The sequence below is a fragment of the Chitinophaga pendula genome, from assembly GCF_020386615.1.
In the GTDB taxonomy this organism is placed as follows: Bacteria; Bacteroidota; Bacteroidia; order Chitinophagales; family Chitinophagaceae; genus Chitinophaga; species Chitinophaga pendula.
The window spans coordinates 4,297,608-4,316,970 of sequence record NZ_CP077769.1 but is presented as its reverse complement, the minus strand read 5'-3'; the positions used below and the strand labels follow the sequence as shown (position 1 = coordinate 4,316,970).

The 19,363-nt window shown below is 42.2% G+C and carries 18 protein-coding genes and 1 CRISPR repeat array; of the genes, 9 read left to right on the top strand and 9 right to left on the bottom strand.

The genetic code is table 11. From position 1 onward, the window contains the following. Nucleotide 1: 1 nt before the first annotated feature. Nucleotides 2–829 (top strand): AraC family transcriptional regulator, encoded by an 828-nt coding sequence (locus KTO58_RS15210; RefSeq protein WP_095838547.1) that lies wholly within the window; start codon nucleotides 2–4, stop codon nucleotides 827–829. Nucleotides 830–965: 136 nt separating this feature from the next. Continuing rightward, nucleotides 966–2,839: direct repeats of the CRISPR family, unit length 30 nt; unit sequence GTTTCAATTCTTCAATAGTCCAATTAAAAC. A 208-nt stretch (nucleotides 2,840–3,047) separates the two neighbouring features. Here the strand turns inward: KTO58_RS15210 and cas2 are convergent. From cas2 to KTO58_RS15165, 9 genes are all read right to left on the bottom strand, one after another. Further along, the gene (cas2, locus tag KTO58_RS15205; protein WP_095838548.1) at nucleotides 3,048–3,311 is read right to left on the bottom strand and encodes a CRISPR-associated endonuclease Cas2; all 264 of its coding nucleotides are present in this window, start codon (nucleotides 3,309–3,311) and stop codon (nucleotides 3,048–3,050) included. Beyond that, entirely contained in the window at nucleotides 3,312–4,316 is a 1,005-nt protein-coding gene (cas1b, locus tag KTO58_RS15200; protein WP_095838549.1) for a type I-B CRISPR-associated endonuclease Cas1b, read from the bottom strand. Nucleotides 4,317–4,325: 9 nt separating this feature from the next. After that, nucleotides 4,326–4,871, bottom strand: coding sequence for a CRISPR-associated protein Cas4 (gene cas4, locus KTO58_RS15195; protein ID WP_095838550.1), 546 nt, complete (start codon nucleotides 4,869–4,871; stop codon nucleotides 4,326–4,328). 2 nt (nucleotides 4,872–4,873) lie between these two features. Beyond that, entirely contained in the window at nucleotides 4,874–7,660 is a 2,787-nt protein-coding gene (locus KTO58_RS15190) for a CRISPR-associated helicase/endonuclease Cas3 (protein WP_095838551.1), read from the bottom strand. Further along, nucleotides 7,644–8,411 (bottom strand): type I-B CRISPR-associated protein Cas5b, encoded by a 768-nt coding sequence (gene cas5b, locus KTO58_RS15185; protein ID WP_095838552.1) that lies wholly within the window; start codon nucleotides 8,409–8,411, stop codon nucleotides 7,644–7,646. Before cas5b ends, KTO58_RS15190 begins: the two co-directional genes overlap by 17 nt. A gap of 10 nt (nucleotides 8,412–8,421) precedes the next feature. Beyond that, on the bottom strand, nucleotides 8,422–9,336 hold the full coding sequence (locus KTO58_RS15180) for a type I CRISPR-associated protein Cas7 (protein WP_095838553.1): 915 nt from the start codon (nucleotides 9,334–9,336) through the stop codon (nucleotides 8,422–8,424). Between the two features lie 32 nt (nucleotides 9,337–9,368). After that, the gene (locus tag KTO58_RS15175) at nucleotides 9,369–11,285 is read right to left on the bottom strand and encodes a hypothetical protein (protein ID WP_095838554.1); all 1,917 of its coding nucleotides are present in this window, start codon (nucleotides 11,283–11,285) and stop codon (nucleotides 9,369–9,371) included. Then, the gene (cas6, locus tag KTO58_RS15170) at nucleotides 11,282–12,064 is read right to left on the bottom strand and encodes a CRISPR-associated endoribonuclease Cas6 (RefSeq protein ID WP_225859766.1); all 783 of its coding nucleotides are present in this window, start codon (nucleotides 12,062–12,064) and stop codon (nucleotides 11,282–11,284) included. Before cas6 ends, KTO58_RS15175 begins: the two co-directional genes overlap by 4 nt. A 425-nt stretch (nucleotides 12,065–12,489) precedes the next feature. Then, nucleotides 12,490–12,843 carry a winged helix-turn-helix transcriptional regulator gene (locus KTO58_RS15165; RefSeq protein ID WP_095838556.1) on the bottom strand — a complete coding sequence of 118 codons (354 nt, stop codon included), beginning with the start codon at nucleotides 12,841–12,843 and terminating at the stop codon, nucleotides 12,490–12,492. 550 nt (nucleotides 12,844–13,393) lie between these two features. Between KTO58_RS15165 and KTO58_RS15160 the strand changes: the two genes are divergently transcribed. The 8 genes from KTO58_RS15160 to KTO58_RS15125 are packed head-to-tail and all read left to right on the top strand — an operon-like array spanning nucleotide 13,394 to nucleotide 19,133. Then, on the top strand, nucleotides 13,394–13,882 hold the full coding sequence (locus tag KTO58_RS15160) for a thioredoxin family protein (protein WP_095838558.1): 489 nt from the start codon (nucleotides 13,394–13,396) through the stop codon (nucleotides 13,880–13,882). Between the two features lie 7 nt (nucleotides 13,883–13,889). Beyond that, nucleotides 13,890–14,822 carry a hypothetical protein gene (locus tag KTO58_RS15155; RefSeq protein WP_095838559.1) on the top strand — a complete coding sequence of 311 codons (933 nt, stop codon included), beginning with the start codon at nucleotides 13,890–13,892 and terminating at the stop codon, nucleotides 14,820–14,822. 10 nt (nucleotides 14,823–14,832) lie between these two features. After that, entirely contained in the window at nucleotides 14,833–15,291 is a 459-nt protein-coding gene (locus KTO58_RS15150) for a YHS domain-containing (seleno)protein (RefSeq protein ID WP_095841551.1), read from the top strand. A 37-nt stretch (nucleotides 15,292–15,328) separates the two neighbouring features. Further along, nucleotides 15,329–15,769, top strand: a complete 441-nt coding sequence (locus tag KTO58_RS15145) for a YHS domain-containing (seleno)protein (RefSeq protein ID WP_095838560.1) — start codon at nucleotides 15,329–15,331, stop codon at nucleotides 15,767–15,769. Nucleotides 15,770–15,791: 22 nt separating this feature from the next. After that, nucleotides 15,792–16,208 (top strand): DoxX family protein, encoded by a 417-nt coding sequence (locus tag KTO58_RS15140; RefSeq protein WP_095838561.1) that lies wholly within the window; start codon nucleotides 15,792–15,794, stop codon nucleotides 16,206–16,208. Continuing rightward, nucleotides 16,205–16,708, top strand: a complete 504-nt coding sequence (locus tag KTO58_RS15135; RefSeq protein ID WP_095838562.1) for a DinB family protein — start codon at nucleotides 16,205–16,207, stop codon at nucleotides 16,706–16,708. The genes KTO58_RS15140 and KTO58_RS15135 overlap by 4 nt, the downstream gene beginning before the upstream one ends. Beyond that, entirely contained in the window at nucleotides 16,696–18,489 is a 1,794-nt protein-coding gene (locus KTO58_RS15130) for an NRDE family protein (protein ID WP_095838563.1), read from the top strand. The genes KTO58_RS15135 and KTO58_RS15130 overlap by 13 nt, the downstream gene beginning before the upstream one ends. After that, the gene (locus tag KTO58_RS15125) at nucleotides 18,486–19,133 is read left to right on the top strand and encodes a LysE family transporter (protein WP_157752929.1); all 648 of its coding nucleotides are present in this window, start codon (nucleotides 18,486–18,488) and stop codon (nucleotides 19,131–19,133) included. Before KTO58_RS15130 ends, KTO58_RS15125 begins: the two co-directional genes overlap by 4 nt. The last annotated feature ends 230 nt before the right edge of the window (nucleotides 19,134–19,363 follow it).

Genomic DNA, 19,363 nt, shown 5'->3' with positions numbered 1-19,363 from the left:
CATGGATTTCGAAATACGATATATAACACCCGATATCAAGCTGTCCGAATTCAAAGGAGAAGTATATAAAGCGGAAGCGGCTTTTCAGCACCATATCCTGATATGGTACATATTGGGAGAGTCGAAGATCATACAGGGAGATAAGAGTTTTACACTGGGAACAGGGTCCATATTTCTGATCCCCAGGAATCACGTGGCGACATTCATCAACTATGCAAAAGAAGGACAAAACCACAAAGCCGTGGTGATGCACCTGGAGCCGGAACGGCTGAAACAATATTACCAAGAGAACCCACCGGTGGCAGTCAGAAATCCCATAAAAGGCATTGTCAGCTTTGAAAAACATCCGCTGCTGGAAAGTTGCCTGGCCTCATTGATCCCATATTTCGATATACCAGGTACCTTCCCGGAAAACATCGCCTCGATGAAGATCAACGAAGCGATCACCATACTGCGTACCATACACCCAGATATCGACAGCATACTGGCCGATTTCGAAGAGCCGGGTAAGATAGACCTCGCAGGATATATGGAACAGCACTACATGGTCAATCTACCTCTCGAACGTTTCGGCTACCTCACCGGTAGAAGTCTCTCTACCTTCCACCGCGACTTCCGAAAGATCTACAACACCACACCCCAGCGCTGGCTGACAAAAAAAAGATTATCACTGGCACACTATCACCTGCAGGAAAAGAAAAAACGCCCTTCAGATGTATACCTCGAAGTAGGATTCGAAGACCTGTCGCATTTCTCTTTCGCCTTCAAAAAACAATTCGGCTATTCCCCTGCAGAACTATCTACCCGCGCCCGATCGGCCGGTATGTAACGGTCCAGTCTTAATTCCTATAGGTTCAATTACAACGCTACTTGCCACGATGGCTGACGACGAAACTATGGAATTTCAATTCCTGTATGGTACAATTAAATCCATCGCATTCAACATGGACGCAATGATCAAGATGATTTCAATTACTCAATAGTCCAATTAAAACGGTTGGTAGCAACCGCCTCTGCATCAACTCTACCAAGTTTCAATTCTTCAATAGTCCAATTAAAACTGGTGCAAGCAGCATGAGAAATACCGGCAATTACACGTTTCAATTCTTCAATAGTCCAATTAAAACAAAACAGCCTACAGAATTATTCAGAGACGATTTCATGTTTCAATTCTTCAATAGTCCAATTAAAACAAAACAGCCTACAGACTTATTCAGAGACGATTTCATGTTTCAATTCTTCAATAGTCCAATTAAAACTGGGAGGTGGCGCTACAACTTTCGCCGGATTAACGTTTCAATTCTTCAATAGTCCAATTAAAACGATCAGGACGGTAAATTCCGCCACGAGGTAATCATGGGTTTCAATTCTTCAATAGTCCAATTAAAACTTAGTTGGCCCCCCGGCAGTAATGTTGCTGTCAGACTTTTCAATTCTTCAATAGTCCAATTAAAACTAAAGCAACGTTTAAAGGTCAGTATTTGAGCTTCTGGTTTCAATTCTTCAATAGTCCAATTAAAACACCCTGGGCTTCAAAAGCGTAATCTCCGGCAGCCTGTTTCAATTCTTCAATAGTCCAATTAAAACGTAGTAAAAATAGAAACGGAAATCGAATTTGAAATGTTTCAATTCTTCAATAGTCCAATTAAAACAACCGGTTCGATGCAACCTCGCTTAGAACTTCGCTCAGTTTCAATTCTTCAATAGTCCAATTAAAACTAATAACCCTTTGATTAACAACAATAACGTAGATCAGTTTCAATTCTTCAATAGTCCAATTAAAACCATAGGCCATTTTTATATCTGTCCCGATAATAATCCGTTTCAATTCTTCAATAGTCCAATTAAAACTACAAACACATATAGGGGAGTTGTGGGTAATATGTAGTTTCAATTCTTCAATAGTCCAATTAAAACCACGAATAATGTCACCAAATTGTAATCTTAACCGCGTTTCAATTCTTCAATAGTCCAATTAAAACCAGCAGATTACCGACAGCCTGCCCAATGCCAGATAGTTTCAATTCTTCAATAGTCCAATTAAAACATTCACCCGGTAGTCGCCAACAAGACCACAGTAAAGTTTCAATTCTTCAATAGTCCAATTAAAACGGATTCTATGTATTGCGGCTTAATGATTACGTCTATCGTTTCAATTCTTCAATAGTCCAATTAAAACACACGCCCTGGCCCATTGCCAAGAGTGTAGAAAAGGGTTTCAATTCTTCAATAGTCCAATTAAAACTCACTCCGCCCATCAGTTGCAGGTAGTCAACGACAAGTTTCAATTCTTCAATAGTCCAATTAAAACGAAGCTGCTCTTCGCTAAAGGATATTACGTTTTTGCGTTTCAATTCTTCAATAGTCCAATTAAAACGGAGGAAAATAACGACGAAATAAGAAGCGGTATCTAGTTTCAATTCTTCAATAGTCCAATTAAAACTGCAAAGCTCACATTAGAGAAGTATGGTTCAGAAAAGTTTCAATTCTTCAATAGTCCAATTAAAACGTGATGCCTGGTGATCGTAATGCTTTCATGCCAAGGAGTTTCAATTCTTCAATAGTCCAATTAAAACGAAAGCCCAAGGGATTATAAATGGTATATAACTGCGTTTCAATTCTTCAATAGTCCAATTAAAACGGGATATCAGGTGTCTAATCAGGTAGAGAATCAAGGTTTCAATTCTTCAATAGTCCAATTAAAACTTTGGTACATGTAAAAGCTCGTCAAATGTTAGAATGGTTTCAATTCTTCAATAGTCCAATTAAAACCTAACCTTTCAAATAACTGAACCATGGAAAGAGATTTGTTTCAATTCTTCAATAGTCCAATTAAAACCCGTTTCAATGCGCACCAAAAAAAGGCCATTTTACGGCCTTTTTCCATTTCTAACAATAAACTTTTTAAGTAAAAAGTCGTCGAACTAAAATAGTAAGATTTCGCCTGGAGAACGACGACTTGTATAATACTTTAGTATTCAATTAATTATCAATAAATGTATGTCAAAGAACTGGTTAGTCGGAGTATAGAATTACTTCTTCGACGACTAGAGTATGTTGTCAAGTTCATTACGCTCTATACCTATGACTTGCTTTTCCAGCCATTTTTCATCTCTGCTACTGAAGATGATGATGCTGTCTTTATGAACGTTCATGATATCTTTTGCTGTTGCTAATAGTTCTTTCAGTTTTACTTCGGTTATTTCACCTTCGAATACGCTATTTTGTATCCAGTTGAGATAGCGTCGGCAGAGTTTGAGCATTTTTCCTACACGTTGTTGTTCTATATCGTAAACAAGTATAATATACATTTACCACCAGGCTTTAAATGGTTGATAGCCTTCCATGTCCAGAATATGTTTGACCAACTTATAACATTCAAGTTTTACCAGGTGTTTGTAGCTGACATTCCTTTTTAAGGAGCGGTGCATGATAGTCTCTGATAGACGTTCATCCCAGGATTTTACTACTTTTTTCCGTCCGCTTTCTTTCAGTAGACAACTATTTAATTGAATATCAAAGTCACCTTTGGTAACTATTTTCTTATTGAGTAAGGTGAATATAAGGCGGTCGGATAAAATAGGTTTGAATATTTCAGCCAGGTCTAATGCCAGTGAATATCGGCGGAATCCAGGCTGATGAAGAAAACTGATGGTGGGATGCAGTTGGGTGTGATATATAGCATCCAGGCAGAGCGTATAACAGAGGCTATTGATAAACGATATCAGGGCATTGACTTCATTGGAAGGAGGTTGCTTGCTGCGGATGCCCATCTCAAAATCGTTAATGATAGTGTCAAACGAGGAGTAATAGGTGATCCGGATATTGCCCTCTATACCCATTAACATTTCGATGCTGTCGGTTTCCCATATTTGTGATGACAGATCTTCAATTCGATCGATCTGTATGGAAGTATCTTTATCGCGATTGTGATAGTATTTAAGGTTTTTAAGCATATTGCCGGTAGCACCGGATACAAACTTTTGGGCCAGTAGTAGGCGTTTCTTTTGATGAGTGTAGTGCTGAGTCTGTGCGATTAATACCTTCCCACTAAGAAGATAGTCTTTAGGCATGAAACTGCCTGTATAGTGCTCATGGTAATCAAAAAAGTGTACAGAGATTTGCTCTTTTCCGAGGAAATTATACATACTGCTATTTGCATCCAACGCCCCGAATGCATATAGATTGGCGACACTTTCTACCGGAATATACTTCGGGGTACCTTCTATGCCAGCTGCATCCACCGGAATAAATTGCAGTGTATTATCCTTTCGGCTCATACGGCCGGGATTGAAAAGGTAATAGCTTTTTTTCATGAATAGATATTAGTAGGATGACAGATCTTCCCCTGAATAACAAAGGTCATGGTAAGAACAATGCTTACATATTTTCTCATCTAATCTCGGTGGACACAAATCGCTTCGTAATAAATGATAAACCTCATCAACAGTGTTCGATAGATATACACTATCAGCCTCGGATAGAAAAATGTTTGTTCGCTCCCGCGATTTGGGATACTCTAGTATTGCCTGTACATCGTCAATGCCATTTAAGGCAAATAGCCAGATATAGAACTTACATTGCCATTCATGAGCAGCAGCGGTTTTGTTACTACGTTTGGTTTCATGGATAGTTCGTGCTTTGCTGTCATAAAAATCAACTTTCCCGGTAAGTACGATCTCGTTGGAAAACTCGGCAGTAAGTGATATTTCTGTGTGACGGTCAGCCCTTAGTGGATAACTCATTTCATGCAGTAACTTACCATCATATACAGTATCTGAAGTATGTTCCATCCTGATACCATTCGCATGCAGCCAACATTCTCTCGCGCAGATATGATATAAATTAATGAGCGTGGCATTAATATGCATAACTACAAAAATTGAGTGTTCGAAGGGTCTCCTAATTGACAAGCATCCAATCCTTTTTCTACCGAGTAGATGTCAATCCACCTCGATAGGTACTGGTACCCATATGCAGACTTTTCCATGTCTGAGAAGTGTACTAGCTTCAACAGCATCTCCGGGGTATGAAAAATCGAAAATATATACTTGGATAAGAGACCTTGTAAGATCTTCTGCCTGATCTGCTGTTGGGTGAAATCAATTCGGTGGTGTATAGAGGCAATATAAAGATCGAAGATGTCCGCCCCGGAGATGGTGTTATTTTGATCTGGATACACATGATGTTGCTTAAGGAACTTTAACTCGGACTCACTAAACGTATTATAGGCACCACTATTCGTTGATAATGGAATATTAACAGGTACAAAACAACTGATTTGCTGTTGCGCGATCAGTTGGAAATCTTTATGTACAGATTTGAACTGGAGTTGTTTAATGCTACGCTCGTAATCTGCAAATCCTGCAGCCATTGCTTTTGTATTCCAATCGTTGCGGGCGTCGAATACATGATTGTACAGTACGTCGAAGTCTTTTTGTTGTAAGATTCTTTTGTACTCCTCTATGTTTATCTTTTCTCGGGTGAGCTCAAACCGTTTATCTTTCCCATAGGTAACAGAGGCCTTGCTATAGCTGAATAGGTACAACACACAGTGGTGTTTTTTTGCATTTCGGTTAATACGCCCCGCCAGTTGTTCATCTGAGTCGATGATGGAGCGATCCTTGAAACCAATATCCATGTCGATATCTACACCCGCTTCTACTACCTGAGTGGTGATCAGTAAGATCTTTTTATGCCGGTTGTTTTTGTCTTTTAGGTAATGGATGATCTCTTTGCGGCGATGTTCCAGTATAGTACCGGACAGGACAAAGATCACGTCAAAAAATCTATCGGAAGAAACTATTTTATAAAAATCAGTAGCTGCCTGCTTATGGATAAATTCAACGACGGTATATACACTCCCTTTTGGTTTATCTGGTCCCTGATCATACTGCGCGTAATCCCGGGAGGCAGCGACTACTTTTTCTGCCAGCTCCCTTAGGGTCAAGTCTTTACGTTGGAGCAGGTCAAAATTGAAATGTACCCTTTCAGAGAAGTTGGGATTGTTGAAATAAAGTGCTTTCGCGTCAGGCAGTAAGTACACAAAATCCTGTACCTGATCCTGTATGACGGATAGCTGATTCAGTTTAGGCAAGGTCGCCGACATAAGGATGAACTTAATATTAAACAACCGTGCATACTGACGTATAAAGTAAATGATCTTATCCCAATGCGCCGGATTATAAGACTGTAACTCATCTATTACCACGATCGAATTCGCCATACGGTGTAATAGATAATTACTTTCTTTCTCATTGGTCTTCAGGATATCAAAGAATCGTATATGAGAAAGCAGCGAAAACGGAAATTGAGCAAACAGGTGGCTGATATAATTGAGCCGGTCGGCTCCATAGTCATCATCTTCCGTACCTAAAGCATTGTTAGCAGCAAAACCGGCTTTTGAATGTAATGCTATAATTTCTTCATCCTCCAGGCTCAGGGTTTCTTTGATACTATCAAAAGTCTGGGTGATGAGCGTCGTAAAAGGAAATACATAAAATACCTTATTGTAAATGGCCTTATGTATTTTCAGCAACTCCATTGTCGCCAGGAAAGACAAGTTGCTTTTACCACCACCGGTAGGCGCTTCCAGATAGAATAGTTGCTGATCGGCATACTGGCGTATACGCTGGATCACCGTCATAGCCATTTCTAATCTGAGTATATTCAGGTTGTCTGCATTGCGCTCCCTGGGGTTTTGAAAGAGATAGCCCTTCCCCAATAGCGTGTAAATATCTTTGTTGTAATTACGTTTTGCCAGCGCTTCGTTGAGCCACTCGTTGGTAGTAGCAGACTTATATAACGCTTCTATTCTGATTTTATCTAATATACCCATATTAGCAATCGGCTGACGATGCATATATTCATGCGTAGCCAGGTAATCCGCTGCTGTTAGCAGCGAAAAACTGAGTTTGCATAGTGCATAGAGCGAAAAAGAGCTAAAAGAAGTACTAACAGCCGATATATGGGTACTTTTGATATAGACAATCGACTTAAGTAGTGCTGCCGGGATCTCCCAATGATAGAGACAGGCATAGTCAGATAGCACTTTTTCAATGGCTTCGCTTGCAAAACGGGCCTTCAGCGTTTCAAAGGTCACGGTATGCAAACTGTCATTGTCCAGCTGGCTATTGTGATGTTTGAATATAACATAGGAGAGATAGTAACAACAGGTAAGCAGTAATGACCGATCTTTCTGCCGCAGATGGATATCTTTTAAATGTCTGGCAAGATAGATGAACGCTCCCAATGATGAATGAGTGGTGCCAATAGGACTGTCTGCTACCGATCTGCCTGGAAAGCAGGGATTTTTCATTTTCTTAACCTGGAATGCCGTATTCACCTTGCCAAAGTCATGAAATACAATAACATTCACAAAAAGCTGCTTGATATGATTCCCTGTCTCAACGGAAATGCCTGGCGCCAGATCTCTTATAAGGGTGTCTATAACTATATCGAGCTGGTGTTGGTCCACCAGTCGTTGCAAATACCCGTTAACCAGCCGGATATGTTCTTCCAGTTTCTCTGGCGCAAAGGTAGTCCCACCGGTCTTGGGTAACGGCAGGTGGGCATAATATTTATCTGCAGCAGTTAAATAACTATCTAAAGCCGGCAAAGTCTCCAGACACGCGCGGACAGTTTTAAAACAATTGGACATAAGTATTTAAGGCTTCGAGAAACACCAGGTTCTCCAGTTGATGAGCATTTTTTATCCGATAGTTAGAATAAGCGAAATCCCCCATCTTATATTGCAGCAGGGTAAGATCAAAACCCAATGGCAACCGTTCAAAATAGAGGAAGGGATCTTCTATTGCCTGAACATTAAATAGATCAGGAAAAGGCGCTTCGCTATTATCTTTCAATACCTGCTGTTTTTGAAAGATACTTCGGATATATACTTCCTCCGGATCAGCCACATCATGACCAAATCGATAGTCACAATAGCTGGTTGCTTCCCACCAGGCAGTATGTTCATTTTTCCCAAAGTAGGGTAGATACTCCGCATACCCCTGTTTTAAATATTGATCCAGCTGCATATGCGCTTCAATATTCACATCTAGCAAAAGGTAGATGCGATATGCCGGCGCAAGCAGTGTAAGCTCTTCCGTCAAAAAGTTAGCACCGCCATTAGCATAGCCCACGGTATTGGTATATTTAATAACTGTTTTGCTGTAGTTGCCCTTATCGTGTTGTAATGGTTCAATACCAACTTTAATGTCCTTAAGTATCTCATAGTATGCCGGGAGTTTCCCCTTTTCACGATAGCCTTCCAGGCCTAGTATAGCCCCCAATATCCCCAGTAAAGCGGGTTTGTGGATAATATTATAAGAGAGGTTAATGGTATTATTGGTGTCCGGCTTCCGGAAAAAGGCAAAGTCTGCTTTAAGGTCGAAAGAGACTAGCTTCATAGATCGTTATTTACAGTTCTGAGAATATAGCCCCTGTTGGCTCGCTACGTACAATGGTGTTGGATTTGTCATAATAGATCTCTATCCGCTCAATATCCCCTTTTATATGAGGCTCGGCCAACAAAGCACTTACCTTGGAAAGGTCAATCTCTTTGTTTTTATTGACATCGATCAGTGTTACAAATGATGGCAGCACCACCTTTGATGCTGGTTTCAGTTGTACCCAGAGTAATAACTCGTTTTCGGTGCCGGCCTTAGCGGCGGAGTCATAATAAGTAGCGCCCTTTCTGAGGCCTTCTTTCAGTTTGTCAATGTCTGTTGAGGACAATCCACCTCCACCCACTCGCTGACTATCCTCTTCAATATTTTTCGGATTCACAGAAAAGTGATGTACATAATGCCCTTCCTCCAACCGCGATTGACTACCTAGTGTCGTCATAGCATTATCTGCACTGGCTTCGCTGGAGTTACGAAACGGCGACATGATTTGCTCAGAATAAATCACACTCTCGGGAAACCTGTTCACCCCGTGCGTGATCTGGCAGGTACCGTGAATAGAGATATTGGGTTTCTCTGCATAGGTGGCTCCAAATAACCTGACATCCAGGCATTGGAGAATGCTACCTAATACCTCCAGCCGTAGTTGAGCATCTTGTGCCTTGCCCTTCGCCTTGTATTCCCCAAAGTGTAGGTTGTAAGTCTCCTGCAAGCTACGGGGAGTCATCTCCTCACTTAGTGACTTAAAGTAAAAGATCTTTTCCCCCAATACGTCCTTCCAATAGTTTCTGATAGCGTATTTCAACGCTTTATCTGTTGCATATGCGGTCGCATTAGGTAGCATACGCGGACGACCCGAAAAATCAGCGTTGTAGTTGGAGTTAATAGATTTTATAATGGCAGCGCCATATACACGATTACTGAACATAACTATCTTAGTTTTACTTTGACGATTTTGAACTATAGTTGATTCTTAGAGAATACTCCTGAAAGTATGCTGGGGAGTAAATCTTTCATATTAATATCTGTTCTATGACCGAGTACAACACTGGCTACTGTCTCAAAGTCATCGGAGAATTCCCCATGTTTATAACGAAACATGTCGTTGCTAATCGCTTTCTGAAACTCCAAACACTTTGAATGCTGTAAATATGGTTCTAATAAAGCGCGATTTTTTTTTGAAGATTTACTCTTGCTCAACATATAATCAATTACTTGCCCGGCAGCAAATGCAAACTCCTCATCTTGGATATTGTCGGGTATGTTCCCGGAAATTAAATCATTTACAAATGCCCTAAATACTGGTACCATGTTTGACATTTTTGTTTCGTTTTCGTTATGAAATAAATGGTATGCGCCATACCAGATGTTTAATTTGTCTTTTACGCCATCATCCTTATCGTTTTTGATATCATCAAGGATGGCACCGAATACCATATCGTCAAACATACGCCCATCAATAAAGTGCCGATGAGATTTGTACACGTAGTCATACACAACCTTCCTGTACCTGCAGTAGGAATGGAAAACACGGTCAGTACTCGTATAACCATCCTTGCTTAACTCTCCGAAGTAATCTAACCGATGATACTCATTTTGCAGCAAGGGCTTAAATACCTGCTGCTCCAACGAAAAGATGTCTTTAATAATAGAGTAGTGCTTAAATGCTTTTCCTTCATTTACTTTGGCGCCGAACAGGTTTTGTATGACTACTGGAGAGGCCAGCTGGTACTCAAATCGGGACACAAAATCAAAATCTTTGAATACAAGCCCGTCTTTAGTATTCTGCCAAAGCAAAAGGTAGTAATTGGAGACATCGGATGCATGCTTTTCTGTCACCCGCTCTATAATCTCCCTATAGCCAAATTTGAACTCGCTTTCCTGGTATATGGAAATGACTTCCTGCTGCAATTCCTCCTGATAAACAAAAACAGGCAAGGGATTCGGTAAAGTTTTATTCGGGAAGATGTTTTTAAGGTCGTGAAGCAACCTCGCGTCTCCTTCAGATATCCTGCCACTAATCTCAAAAGGAGCAGTATGATGTAGTAGGAATGGCATGGTGCTATTATAGCTATTCATAAAGTTGCTGGTCCCGAATACAGGTCCTCCTTCGTCTGAGGTTACATTATATTTGGCACTGTTAAATAGCGCATTATTCAGATACCTGTCATAAACCTCCTGGTATTGGGAAAGAGTAACATCCAGGTAGAATATGATATAATTGCCTTCCTCTAAGGGCATGTATTTGTACGATGCCTTTGTCAGTTCAGCCACTTGCTCTTTCGCCTTCTCCTTTTCACTTTTCTCTTTGGTTTGCTTCGCCTCTTCGTTAATAGCAGCTATTTGCTCCTGAAGAGATATGCTATGGGTCTTATTGTCCTGTTCAATCTTTTCTATTATAGCGGAATAATGTCCCTGTAGGAAGAAATCCCGGAAAGGGACATATTGCGCAGCTATCTCCGGAGGGACAAACAGTTCAAACGCTTTACCGAAATAGACGCCAAAACGCGCAGATAAAGCATTTTTAGTGCCTGTGTTTTTCTGGTATTTACTGCCACCAGCCCAGTGCTCCCTTTTAAATCCAACGGCAAAAGGAGAACAGGTATGTATAGCCTTGGTAGGAAGATCGAAACACTTATTCGTATCAATACACCAGGCTTGCTGCTGTAGCAATTTGCACTGATGCAGGAACGATGAAACATCGTCCTTCGCCTTTTTAGAGAATCTCTCATGCTGTATATCAGATAGATCAATACTTACCTGCTGATTGATCTCCTTGATCTTAAGTCGGATATGTAATCCTTCCTTAGGATACGTATTCTGCATCTTGAAGGAGTCGTCCAGCAAACTGGTGAAGTTCACAAGCTCTTTTATCATGCTGATTTTTTTTGTCGTTCATAGGGAAAGGGCTTGTTCACGGTGATCATACCCATGCCTTGTGCATTATACAGCCCGATGCCGGCATGCAAAAGAATATCCAAAAAGCGGCGCTCTGCCGTTATCCTTAGCCCGAATTGCATCCAGCCTTTTATTTTCGTCTCCGCAGGTGTCCCTGCTTTAATTGTAATCAACCGACACTGTGGTGTTTGGTAGCCATTGGATGTACTGACAATCAACAGCGCATCCCGGGCAGTATCCGCATCATAACAGGAAGCTATTTTATTTCGCCAGTTATGCACTATGTTACCTGCAAAATCATTACTATCTGGAGACAGGAAATCATAATACCCCATCCGATCCGGAAGCCCTGCCACAACAGGAGAAAGCGGCTTCGCCACTATTTGCACAATTTCCTGTTCTGCATGATGCTGCAGAGGCTCCGGTATCCGCGCTACAGCACTCACAATGAAGGAGGCCTTAGATTGTCTGTCCGCAATATCTATCTCCGAGGACTGGAAAAGCCCCTTGATAAAGTGCTCCGCCGCCAAAGGCAGGTGAAAAGCGATATATATAGATATGTCCGGTTTAAGTATATGCATTCTGTCTCCAATGATGCTAAATGAACAATTGATCTGTGAAAAAGAGAATAGCTTGAAACCCTTACCATACCCTTGTCCATGTAAAAAATCACTGTACGCAGCGTCCCCCTTCGATAATATCTTATAAATAGCCGCCGATAAAGGATACGGATAGTTGATCGGTATTATGGGGCTCATGCTTTTGGACGTTAACTTTAATTCTATAATCATAATCAAATAGATTATTTATATCTAAAGTCAGATATAGTTCATGAGCATACTATTTGCGTTTGTATTTTATGCAATACAAAATGAGCATTTTTTTTGCAGAAAGTCAGAGGGGAATTTTCCTGTTTTTTTGGAGAGAAAAATATATATAATGTCAGGAGATCACTAAAAGTCAGCTATAATTAACAGATGGCGCTCATTACATACAACTTGCATAGGTAAACAATAAAATAAGGAATTCCTCTATGGTACGATTACAGAATTACCGGCGATGAATAAGCTATTATTTCAATTCCTCAGGGTACAATTATACGGTGTAGTATGCTATTAGATAATGGTAGCTATCCGGACGCAGCCTGTAAGGTACAAAATTATCCGGGATCATATCGCCCAAGCTACTCTCTCCCCATCAACATCTCCCTTAGTTCTTCCAGGTGGGCATCTCCCCATAGGCCGAGTGTCTCTATCACAGGTATAAGCGAAGCCCCCAGTGGAGTCAGCCGGTATTCCACCTTCGGTGGCACTTGTGCATAAGTCTCCTTGACGACCAGCTGCGCCTGCTCCAGCTCGCGTAATTGCATTAGCAGCACCCGCGGCGATGCATCAGGTATCTTCTTCTGCAGCTGCGTTGGCCGCAGATGCCCTTCGTGTATGAAATACAACAGCCGCATTTTCCACTTGCCGTAAAGCAGCTCTCCGGTGACATCCAGGCCACAGGTTAAAGTAGGAGGATTCTTTCTGGTGTACATAAGATAAAGATAGCCATTATACCGCCCAGTGTCAATAGTGATAAATTGTTCACTATAGGACGCATTGCCGGTTATTGTGCCGGGGTAATCGTAACCTCCCGGCAAGAACTGTTCGAACCTGCAGCAGATGAAATGCGCTTCAGCACATGCACTGACAGCTATTTAGACACCACTATGATGAGCGGTAACGGTACAACCAAGATCATTCAGGTGGATGGTCAACAGGGCTACAATATTTGGGTCGTCTTCGATTATCAATACTTTTCGCATAGTGATCATATTACTTCCGGATACAAAAATCAACAAAAAAAGCCCCAAAGCGTCGCTGTGATACTTTTGTTATAATTCGCTTATTGCTCCGGCTATTCCCGACTCAACGGAAATGCCAGGCACCTCCCTCAATAATGACCGTGATACTTTTGTTATAATCCTGCAATCTTATTGAGATACCGTTTTGTTTGTTTTGTATAATAAATGACAACTAATACACCCGCCGCCAACACAGGGGGAGGTGTACAGCACAGACTAAAAATACTTAAACAATAAACGGATGATGACAAGGCAAATAATTACCAACGGGATAAAAGGTCTGCTACCCGCGCTGTCGCTCATAAGTATATCCCTGCGCACACAAGCCCAGTCAGATCGTATACATACCCCGGCACAAAAAAGTGATGGCAAAACAGCCATACATTTTGTCGATGATAAATGGAATGCCGCATTGGAACAAGCCCGGAAAACAGGCAGATATATCCTGGTAGATGCATATGCCGTCTGGTGCGGCCCTTGTAAAGTACTAAAACAAACCACCTTTACAGATAAGGCCGCCGCGGACTTTTTTAATACGCAATTTATTAACGTGGCCATAGATGTAGAAAAGGGGGAGGGGCCCGCACTCACTGCCCGGTGGAAGATAAAGGCCCTTCCTACCTTACTTATCTTCGATCCGCAAGGTAAACAGGTGGCAGAATCAATAGGATATATAGATGCCGCAAAACTCATCGCCTTAGGCAAAAAGGCATTGTCTGTTAATAAATAACAAACCTATGAAACATACCTCCTGGATAAAATATAGCAGCTTAAGCATATTATGCCTGCTATTCACACAATACCTGCTGGCACAGGGTTGCAGTGATGCCGGATTCTGTAGCCTGGCAGCCCTGAAGCAACCTGGCGGCACCAAAGGCAAAAAGAACCAGCTGGACCTGGGCACTAACATCGGAATAGGAGAGGGCCGGACATTTACAGTCAATCCATATGTACAATACACCGGTAACTTAAATGAACACATCTCCTTGTCAGGTAAAGTCACCGCTACCTACGCCAGCGGATTCCTGGGCCGTGGAGCAGGATTAGGCGACTTCTTCGGTTTACTTACCTACACCCTGCATCCCGCACAGAAAAATAATGTCAGATTGCTGGGCGGCGTAAAGATCCCGCTCTCAAATGCAGGGACAAAAGCAACAGATGGAAGTGTCCTGCCACTGGACTATCAAGCCAGCCTAGGTACCTATGACCTCATCCTGGGAGCTTCCTATACCTATCAACGTCAATGGGAATTCAACACAGGAGTACAACTACCGGTCATCCAAAAGAATAACAACACCTTCTTGCCAACACAATACAGCGATCCAAGAGCCAAACAATTTGCGCCTACAAACCTGTTCCGACGCAAACCAGATGCACTGCTCAGAGCCGCTTACAACTGGCAGGTTACACAGCGGACCGTTATTAAACCTTCCGTCCTGGGACTATACCACCTCGGAGAAGATACCTTTCAGGCGCCCGATGGTAACCGATATGCCATCAATGGCTCCGCAGGTATTACCATTAATGGCGGCCTCGCCGTCAGCAGACAGTTTGCAAATAATAGCCGGTTAGAACTGATCGTCGCTACCCCCTTTGTAGCACGTGAAGTGCGCGCAGATGGCCTGACCAGGAAAGCCACTATCAATATCCAATACAGTATTTTATTCTAAAAAAATGAACATGAAAAAGTCTTTTATTGGCTTCCTCTCTTCACTACTCCTGGTGGCCATGTCCGCAATGGCACAGCAAAAGCCCCGGTTAAATGTCAGTAAAACCGGATTGGCAATAGAAGGATACGACCCGGTAGCATATTTCACAGAGAATAAAGCGATAGAAGGAAAAAAAAGCCTCAGCACTACCTACCAGGGAATCACCTACCGCTTCTCCTCCGCTGGCAATAAAGCAGTATTTGCAGCTCATCCGGAGCAATATCAGCCCCAGTATGGCGGATGGTGCGCCTACGCAATGGGCGCCAAAGGAGAAAAAGTAGAGATAGATCCGGAAACATTTAAGATCATAAACGGAAAACTATACCTCTTCTATAACAAGTTCCTGAACAATACACTCAAAACCTGGAATAAAGACGAAACTCGCCTGAAAGCAGCAGCAGATCAGAACTGGACGAAAGTGTCCCAGTAAAGTAGTACCCGTATAAATCATCCTAAAATAAAAAAATATGAAACTAATGATGTCAATGCTGGCGCTACTATTTAGCTCCTATATAGCTTCCGCCCAAAAAGCAGAGATATTTTCCACGGATGGAAAAGCAATCAGGGGATACGACGTAGTCGCCTTCTTTCAGGAAGGAAAAGCCATAAAAGGGACAACACAATACACCCTGACCTGGAAAGAAACAGAATGGCTTTTCGCTTCCAAAGAACACCTGGAAACATTCAAAGCCAATCCGGAACACTACGCACCGCAATATGGCGGATATTGCGCCTATGGCGTCGCTGAAGGACACAAAGCACCCACCGAAACAGATACCTGGAGCATTGTAAATGATAAACTGTACTTCAACTATAACAAAAAGGTCAAGGAAACTTGGAGTAAAAACCAACAGAACTTTATCAATAAAGCAAATGTACAGTGGAAAACAGTGAAAGACCAGCAATAACTAATCAATACAACAGTAAATCATGAACAGATCTGTCAATATAAAGAACGGCATAATGTGGGTGTTAAGAGTAATAGCAGCAATAATCATGCTACAGACACTTTTCTTCAAATTTACCGCAGCCCCCGAATCCGTATACATCTTTTCAAAGATAAATATGGAACCCACAGGGCGTATTGGCATAGGCATCATGGAACTGATCGCTGCTATACTACTACTCATCCCTAAATATACCCGCTGGGGCGCATTGCTGGGAATAGGACTAATGAGCGGTGCATTATACTTTCATATCACAGCACTGGGAATCGTCGTAATGGATGATAATGGACTGCTCTTTAGCTATGCACTGATAGTATGGACAGCTTGCATCATATTGTCCGTGATGTGCAGCACTGAATGGACAGTGATAAAGAATGCGCAAGAAAATGCAACAAAATGAAACAACTAACCACACCCATTGCCAGTCTGTTGTCTCAGATACTGCAACTGTTAGAACAATTGACAGATAAAGAGTACAGTAATAAGATAGCACTACTGTCAGACGCAACAATAGGGCAACATATACGGCATATAATCGAATTCTACCTCGAACTGAATACAGGATATGCATCCGGCATCATCAATTATGATAAACGAAAACGTGATCATAGTATTGAAGTAGACAGAACCTGCGCTATCAATAAACTACAACAGCTGATAGCAGAATTGGAGAAAGAAAATATTTCACTGATACTAGAGACAGACTATAGTACGATCGATAGCACCGCTGAACTAATTAAAACAGACTATATGCGCGAACTGGCATACAACCTGGAACATACGGTACATCATATGGCACTGATCAGGGTAGGGATATATATGTTCAATAGACTGGAACTGCCAAAGGACTTTGGCGTGGCCATCTCTACTATAAAATATAGAAGCACATGTGCACAGTAACATTTATCCCAACGCCCAATGGCATCTACCTGACGGCTAACCGGGACGAAAAGAAAGAAAGAGGCCAGGCTTTACCACCACAGGAACACTGTCGCAAAGGACATCAAATGGTATATCCCAAGGATACCGACGCAGGAGGCACCTGGATACTGTTGAAAAATAAACGGGATGCAGCCGTATTGATGAATGGTGCCTTCGAAAATCATCAACGGCAACCGTCCTATCGCGAAAGCAGAGGCGTAATAATGTTACAACTCCTGGAGACAGATGAACCGGATAACGCTTTCCATCAGGCAGACCTGACCGATATAGAACCGTTTACCTTGATTCTTTTTATCGGAGGTAAACTATTGGAAGCCCGCTGGGATAGTAAGAGAAAATATGTTAAACAACTAAATGCAACCCGGCCCAATATATGGTCGTCAGCAACCCTATACGACGCCCTTACAGCCGTCGAAAGAAAGAAATGGTTCCATTGCTGGTTGTTGGAAACACCCGAGCCGGATATGGCAGATATCCTCTATTTTCATCAACATGCCGGTAATGGCGATATCCGGAATAACCTCGTCATGGATCGGGATCAACGCATGTACACAGTAAGCATCACAACCATACTCGTCGCCAAAGACCAATCATGGATTCGATACAAAGATCTTCAGGGTAATACCGACTTTCAGAAGAAGTTTAACGCACTTGCTCCTTCCTCCGCTAACAACAAAGGATGGCAACGCTACTACGACACCATGAAAATATGGCGCGTAAGGACAAAGTATTGGGAATACTGGCCAGCCGCCCTCATATATGCACCGGTGTTTTTATATTGGTGCTGGCTAAGCCTGAAAGCAAAATCTTTCTTCTTCTTCAACACCGCAAATCCCCGCATCAGGTATGCAGGCTTTGTCCAAGAACGTAAAAGCGATATCTATAAACTGATACCAGATCAATATTACCCGGTATCAGTATACTGTGAGCCGGATACGACCATTATTAGTATCATGCAATTAATGAAAGACAATGGCCTGCAGTTTCCGGTAATCGCCAAACCCGACATCGGAGAACGAGGCGTACAGGTAAAACTGGTAAAGTCCCTCACCGAATTGACAGCATATAACAGAAAAAACCGCGTCCCCTTCCTGATACAGGAGTTTATCAACTACGAACAGGAAGTAGGCATATTTTACTATCGCCTGCCGGGAGCAAAGACCGGAAACATCTCCGGAATAGTAGAAAAACAGTTTCTGACCGTAACAGGAGATGGGATATCTGCCGTCATTGATCTGCTGAAAAAAGATAGCCGCTCATTGCTACAGCTACAGGCATTACAGTTTTCTCATGGAGAAATGTTATATGCCGTACTGCCAGCCGGACAACAACTGCAACTGGTACCCTATGGCAACCATAGCCGGGGCGCTAAGTTTATAGACAGAAGTGATAAGATATCTCCACAACTGACAGCTGTCATCGATCAGATCTGTACACAGATACCAGATTTTTACTATGGCCGGCTGGATATCCGCTTCACAAACTGGACAGAACTGCTGGAAGGACGTAACTTCTCCATTATAGAACTAAATGGAGCCGGAAGTGAACCCACACATATCTACGATCCGGGGCATTCCATTTTTTATGCATGGAAAGAGATTTGCCGGCACTGGAAACTACTCTATGAGATAAGTAAAGAAAATGCAGTCCGGTATAAATTGCCCGCAATGAGCTTCGCCGCAGGAATCAGAATGTTGAGGGACCATAAACAATATCTGAGATCATTAGTACAGGTATGAGAAAAAAATGGAAATTGGTCTTACTCACCGCGACGATAAGCTTTACTGGCTCACTACCATTAGGGATATTGAATTTGAGTGTCGCTTATTTAGCCACCCGGCATAATATCACAGCAGCAATGGCTTTCGCTGCCAGCGCCCTGATAATAGAACTGATAGGGGTACGGCTGGTATTACTGGCAACAGACCACATCGGAAGTTGGGAAAAATATATAAGGACATTGAAATGGTTGGGTTGCCTCACGTTATTCATATTAGGGGTAACGACATTGACTACAGCATCCCATACCAACACGCATTTTCAGATTACATTGCCGTTCGCAGACCCGGTACTTTCTGCCGTATTCCTCAGTGTCTCCAATCCTTTATACATCCCCTTCTGGATAGGCTGGATCGTAATCCTCAAATCTAAAGGAATGCTCGGCTCGGAGACATGGACAGAAAATTATTTCGTGTGTGCAATTGGAATAGGTGCCGCTATCGCCTTTACATTATATGGCCTGGCCGGCTGGTATCTCATTCACCTCCTGGGAGAGTACCAGGGTGTGCTCAACTGGCTGAGTGGTATGGTATTGCTGATGATCGCTGTCATACAGCTATACCGTATGATCACTACACAGGAAAATAGTCCGGCTTGTAGATGAAAAAGTTCCACGTTATTGCCAAACCAACCTGCCGCAATACTTCTAAAGAAGGTAATTGAGACGACCGTTTACAAGCAGCCCTAACGGGTATAGTTGTTTACATTCCCGACATATATCTATATGTTGGGATTTTTTTTAACAGGATACCTAACGTGACAGGCAAAATACGCCGTCAGAACGCAATAGTGATAAATTGTTCACTATATGAATCATTTGTCGGTTATTGTTTA

What these genes read in the sequence shown, in the direction of transcription:
- KTO58_RS15210 (WP_095838547.1), top strand. Translation starts at nt 2, where the DNA reads ATGGATTTCGAAATACGATATATAACACCCGATATCAAGCTGTCCGAA.
- KTO58_RS15160 (WP_095838558.1), top strand. Translation starts at nt 13,394, where the DNA reads ATGATGACAAGGCAAATAATTACCAACGGGATAAAAGGTCTGCTACCC.
- KTO58_RS15155 (WP_095838559.1), top strand. Translation starts at nt 13,890, where the DNA reads ATGAAACATACCTCCTGGATAAAATATAGCAGCTTAAGCATATTATGC.
- KTO58_RS15175 (WP_095838554.1), bottom strand. Translation starts at nt 11,285, where the DNA reads ATGATAAAAGAGCTTGTGAACTTCACCAGTTTGCTGGACGACTCCTTC.
- KTO58_RS15150 (WP_095841551.1), top strand. Translation starts at nt 14,833, where the DNA reads ATGAAAAAGTCTTTTATTGGCTTCCTCTCTTCACTACTCCTGGTGGCC.
- KTO58_RS15190 (WP_095838551.1), bottom strand. Translation starts at nt 7,660, where the DNA reads ATGTCCAATTGTTTTAAAACTGTCCGCGCGTGTCTGGAGACTTTGCCG.
- cas2 (WP_095838548.1), bottom strand. Translation starts at nt 3,311, where the DNA reads ATGTATATTATACTTGTTTACGATATAGAACAACAACGTGTAGGAAAA.
- KTO58_RS15140 (WP_095838561.1), top strand. Translation starts at nt 15,792, where the DNA reads ATGAACAGATCTGTCAATATAAAGAACGGCATAATGTGGGTGTTAAGA.
- KTO58_RS15125 (WP_157752929.1), top strand. Translation starts at nt 18,486, where the DNA reads ATGAGAAAAAAATGGAAATTGGTCTTACTCACCGCGACGATAAGCTTT.
- KTO58_RS15180 (WP_095838553.1), bottom strand. Translation starts at nt 9,336, where the DNA reads ATGTTCAGTAATCGTGTATATGGCGCTGCCATTATAAAATCTATTAAC.
- cas4 (WP_095838550.1), bottom strand. Translation starts at nt 4,871, where the DNA reads ATGCATATTAATGCCACGCTCATTAATTTATATCATATCTGCGCGAGA.
- KTO58_RS15135 (WP_095838562.1), top strand. Translation starts at nt 16,205, where the DNA reads ATGAAACAACTAACCACACCCATTGCCAGTCTGTTGTCTCAGATACTG.
- cas1b (WP_095838549.1), bottom strand. Translation starts at nt 4,316, where the DNA reads ATGAAAAAAAGCTATTACCTTTTCAATCCCGGCCGTATGAGCCGAAAG.
- KTO58_RS15130 (WP_095838563.1), top strand. Translation starts at nt 16,696, where the DNA reads ATGTGCACAGTAACATTTATCCCAACGCCCAATGGCATCTACCTGACG.
- KTO58_RS15165 (WP_095838556.1), bottom strand. Translation starts at nt 12,843, where the DNA reads ATGTACACCAGAAAGAATCCTCCTACTTTAACCTGTGGCCTGGATGTC.
- cas5b (WP_095838552.1), bottom strand. Translation starts at nt 8,411, where the DNA reads ATGAAGCTAGTCTCTTTCGACCTTAAAGCAGACTTTGCCTTTTTCCGG.
- KTO58_RS15145 (WP_095838560.1), top strand. Translation starts at nt 15,329, where the DNA reads ATGAAACTAATGATGTCAATGCTGGCGCTACTATTTAGCTCCTATATA.
- cas6 (WP_225859766.1), bottom strand. Translation starts at nt 12,064, where the DNA reads ATGAGCCCCATAATACCGATCAACTATCCGTATCCTTTATCGGCGGCT.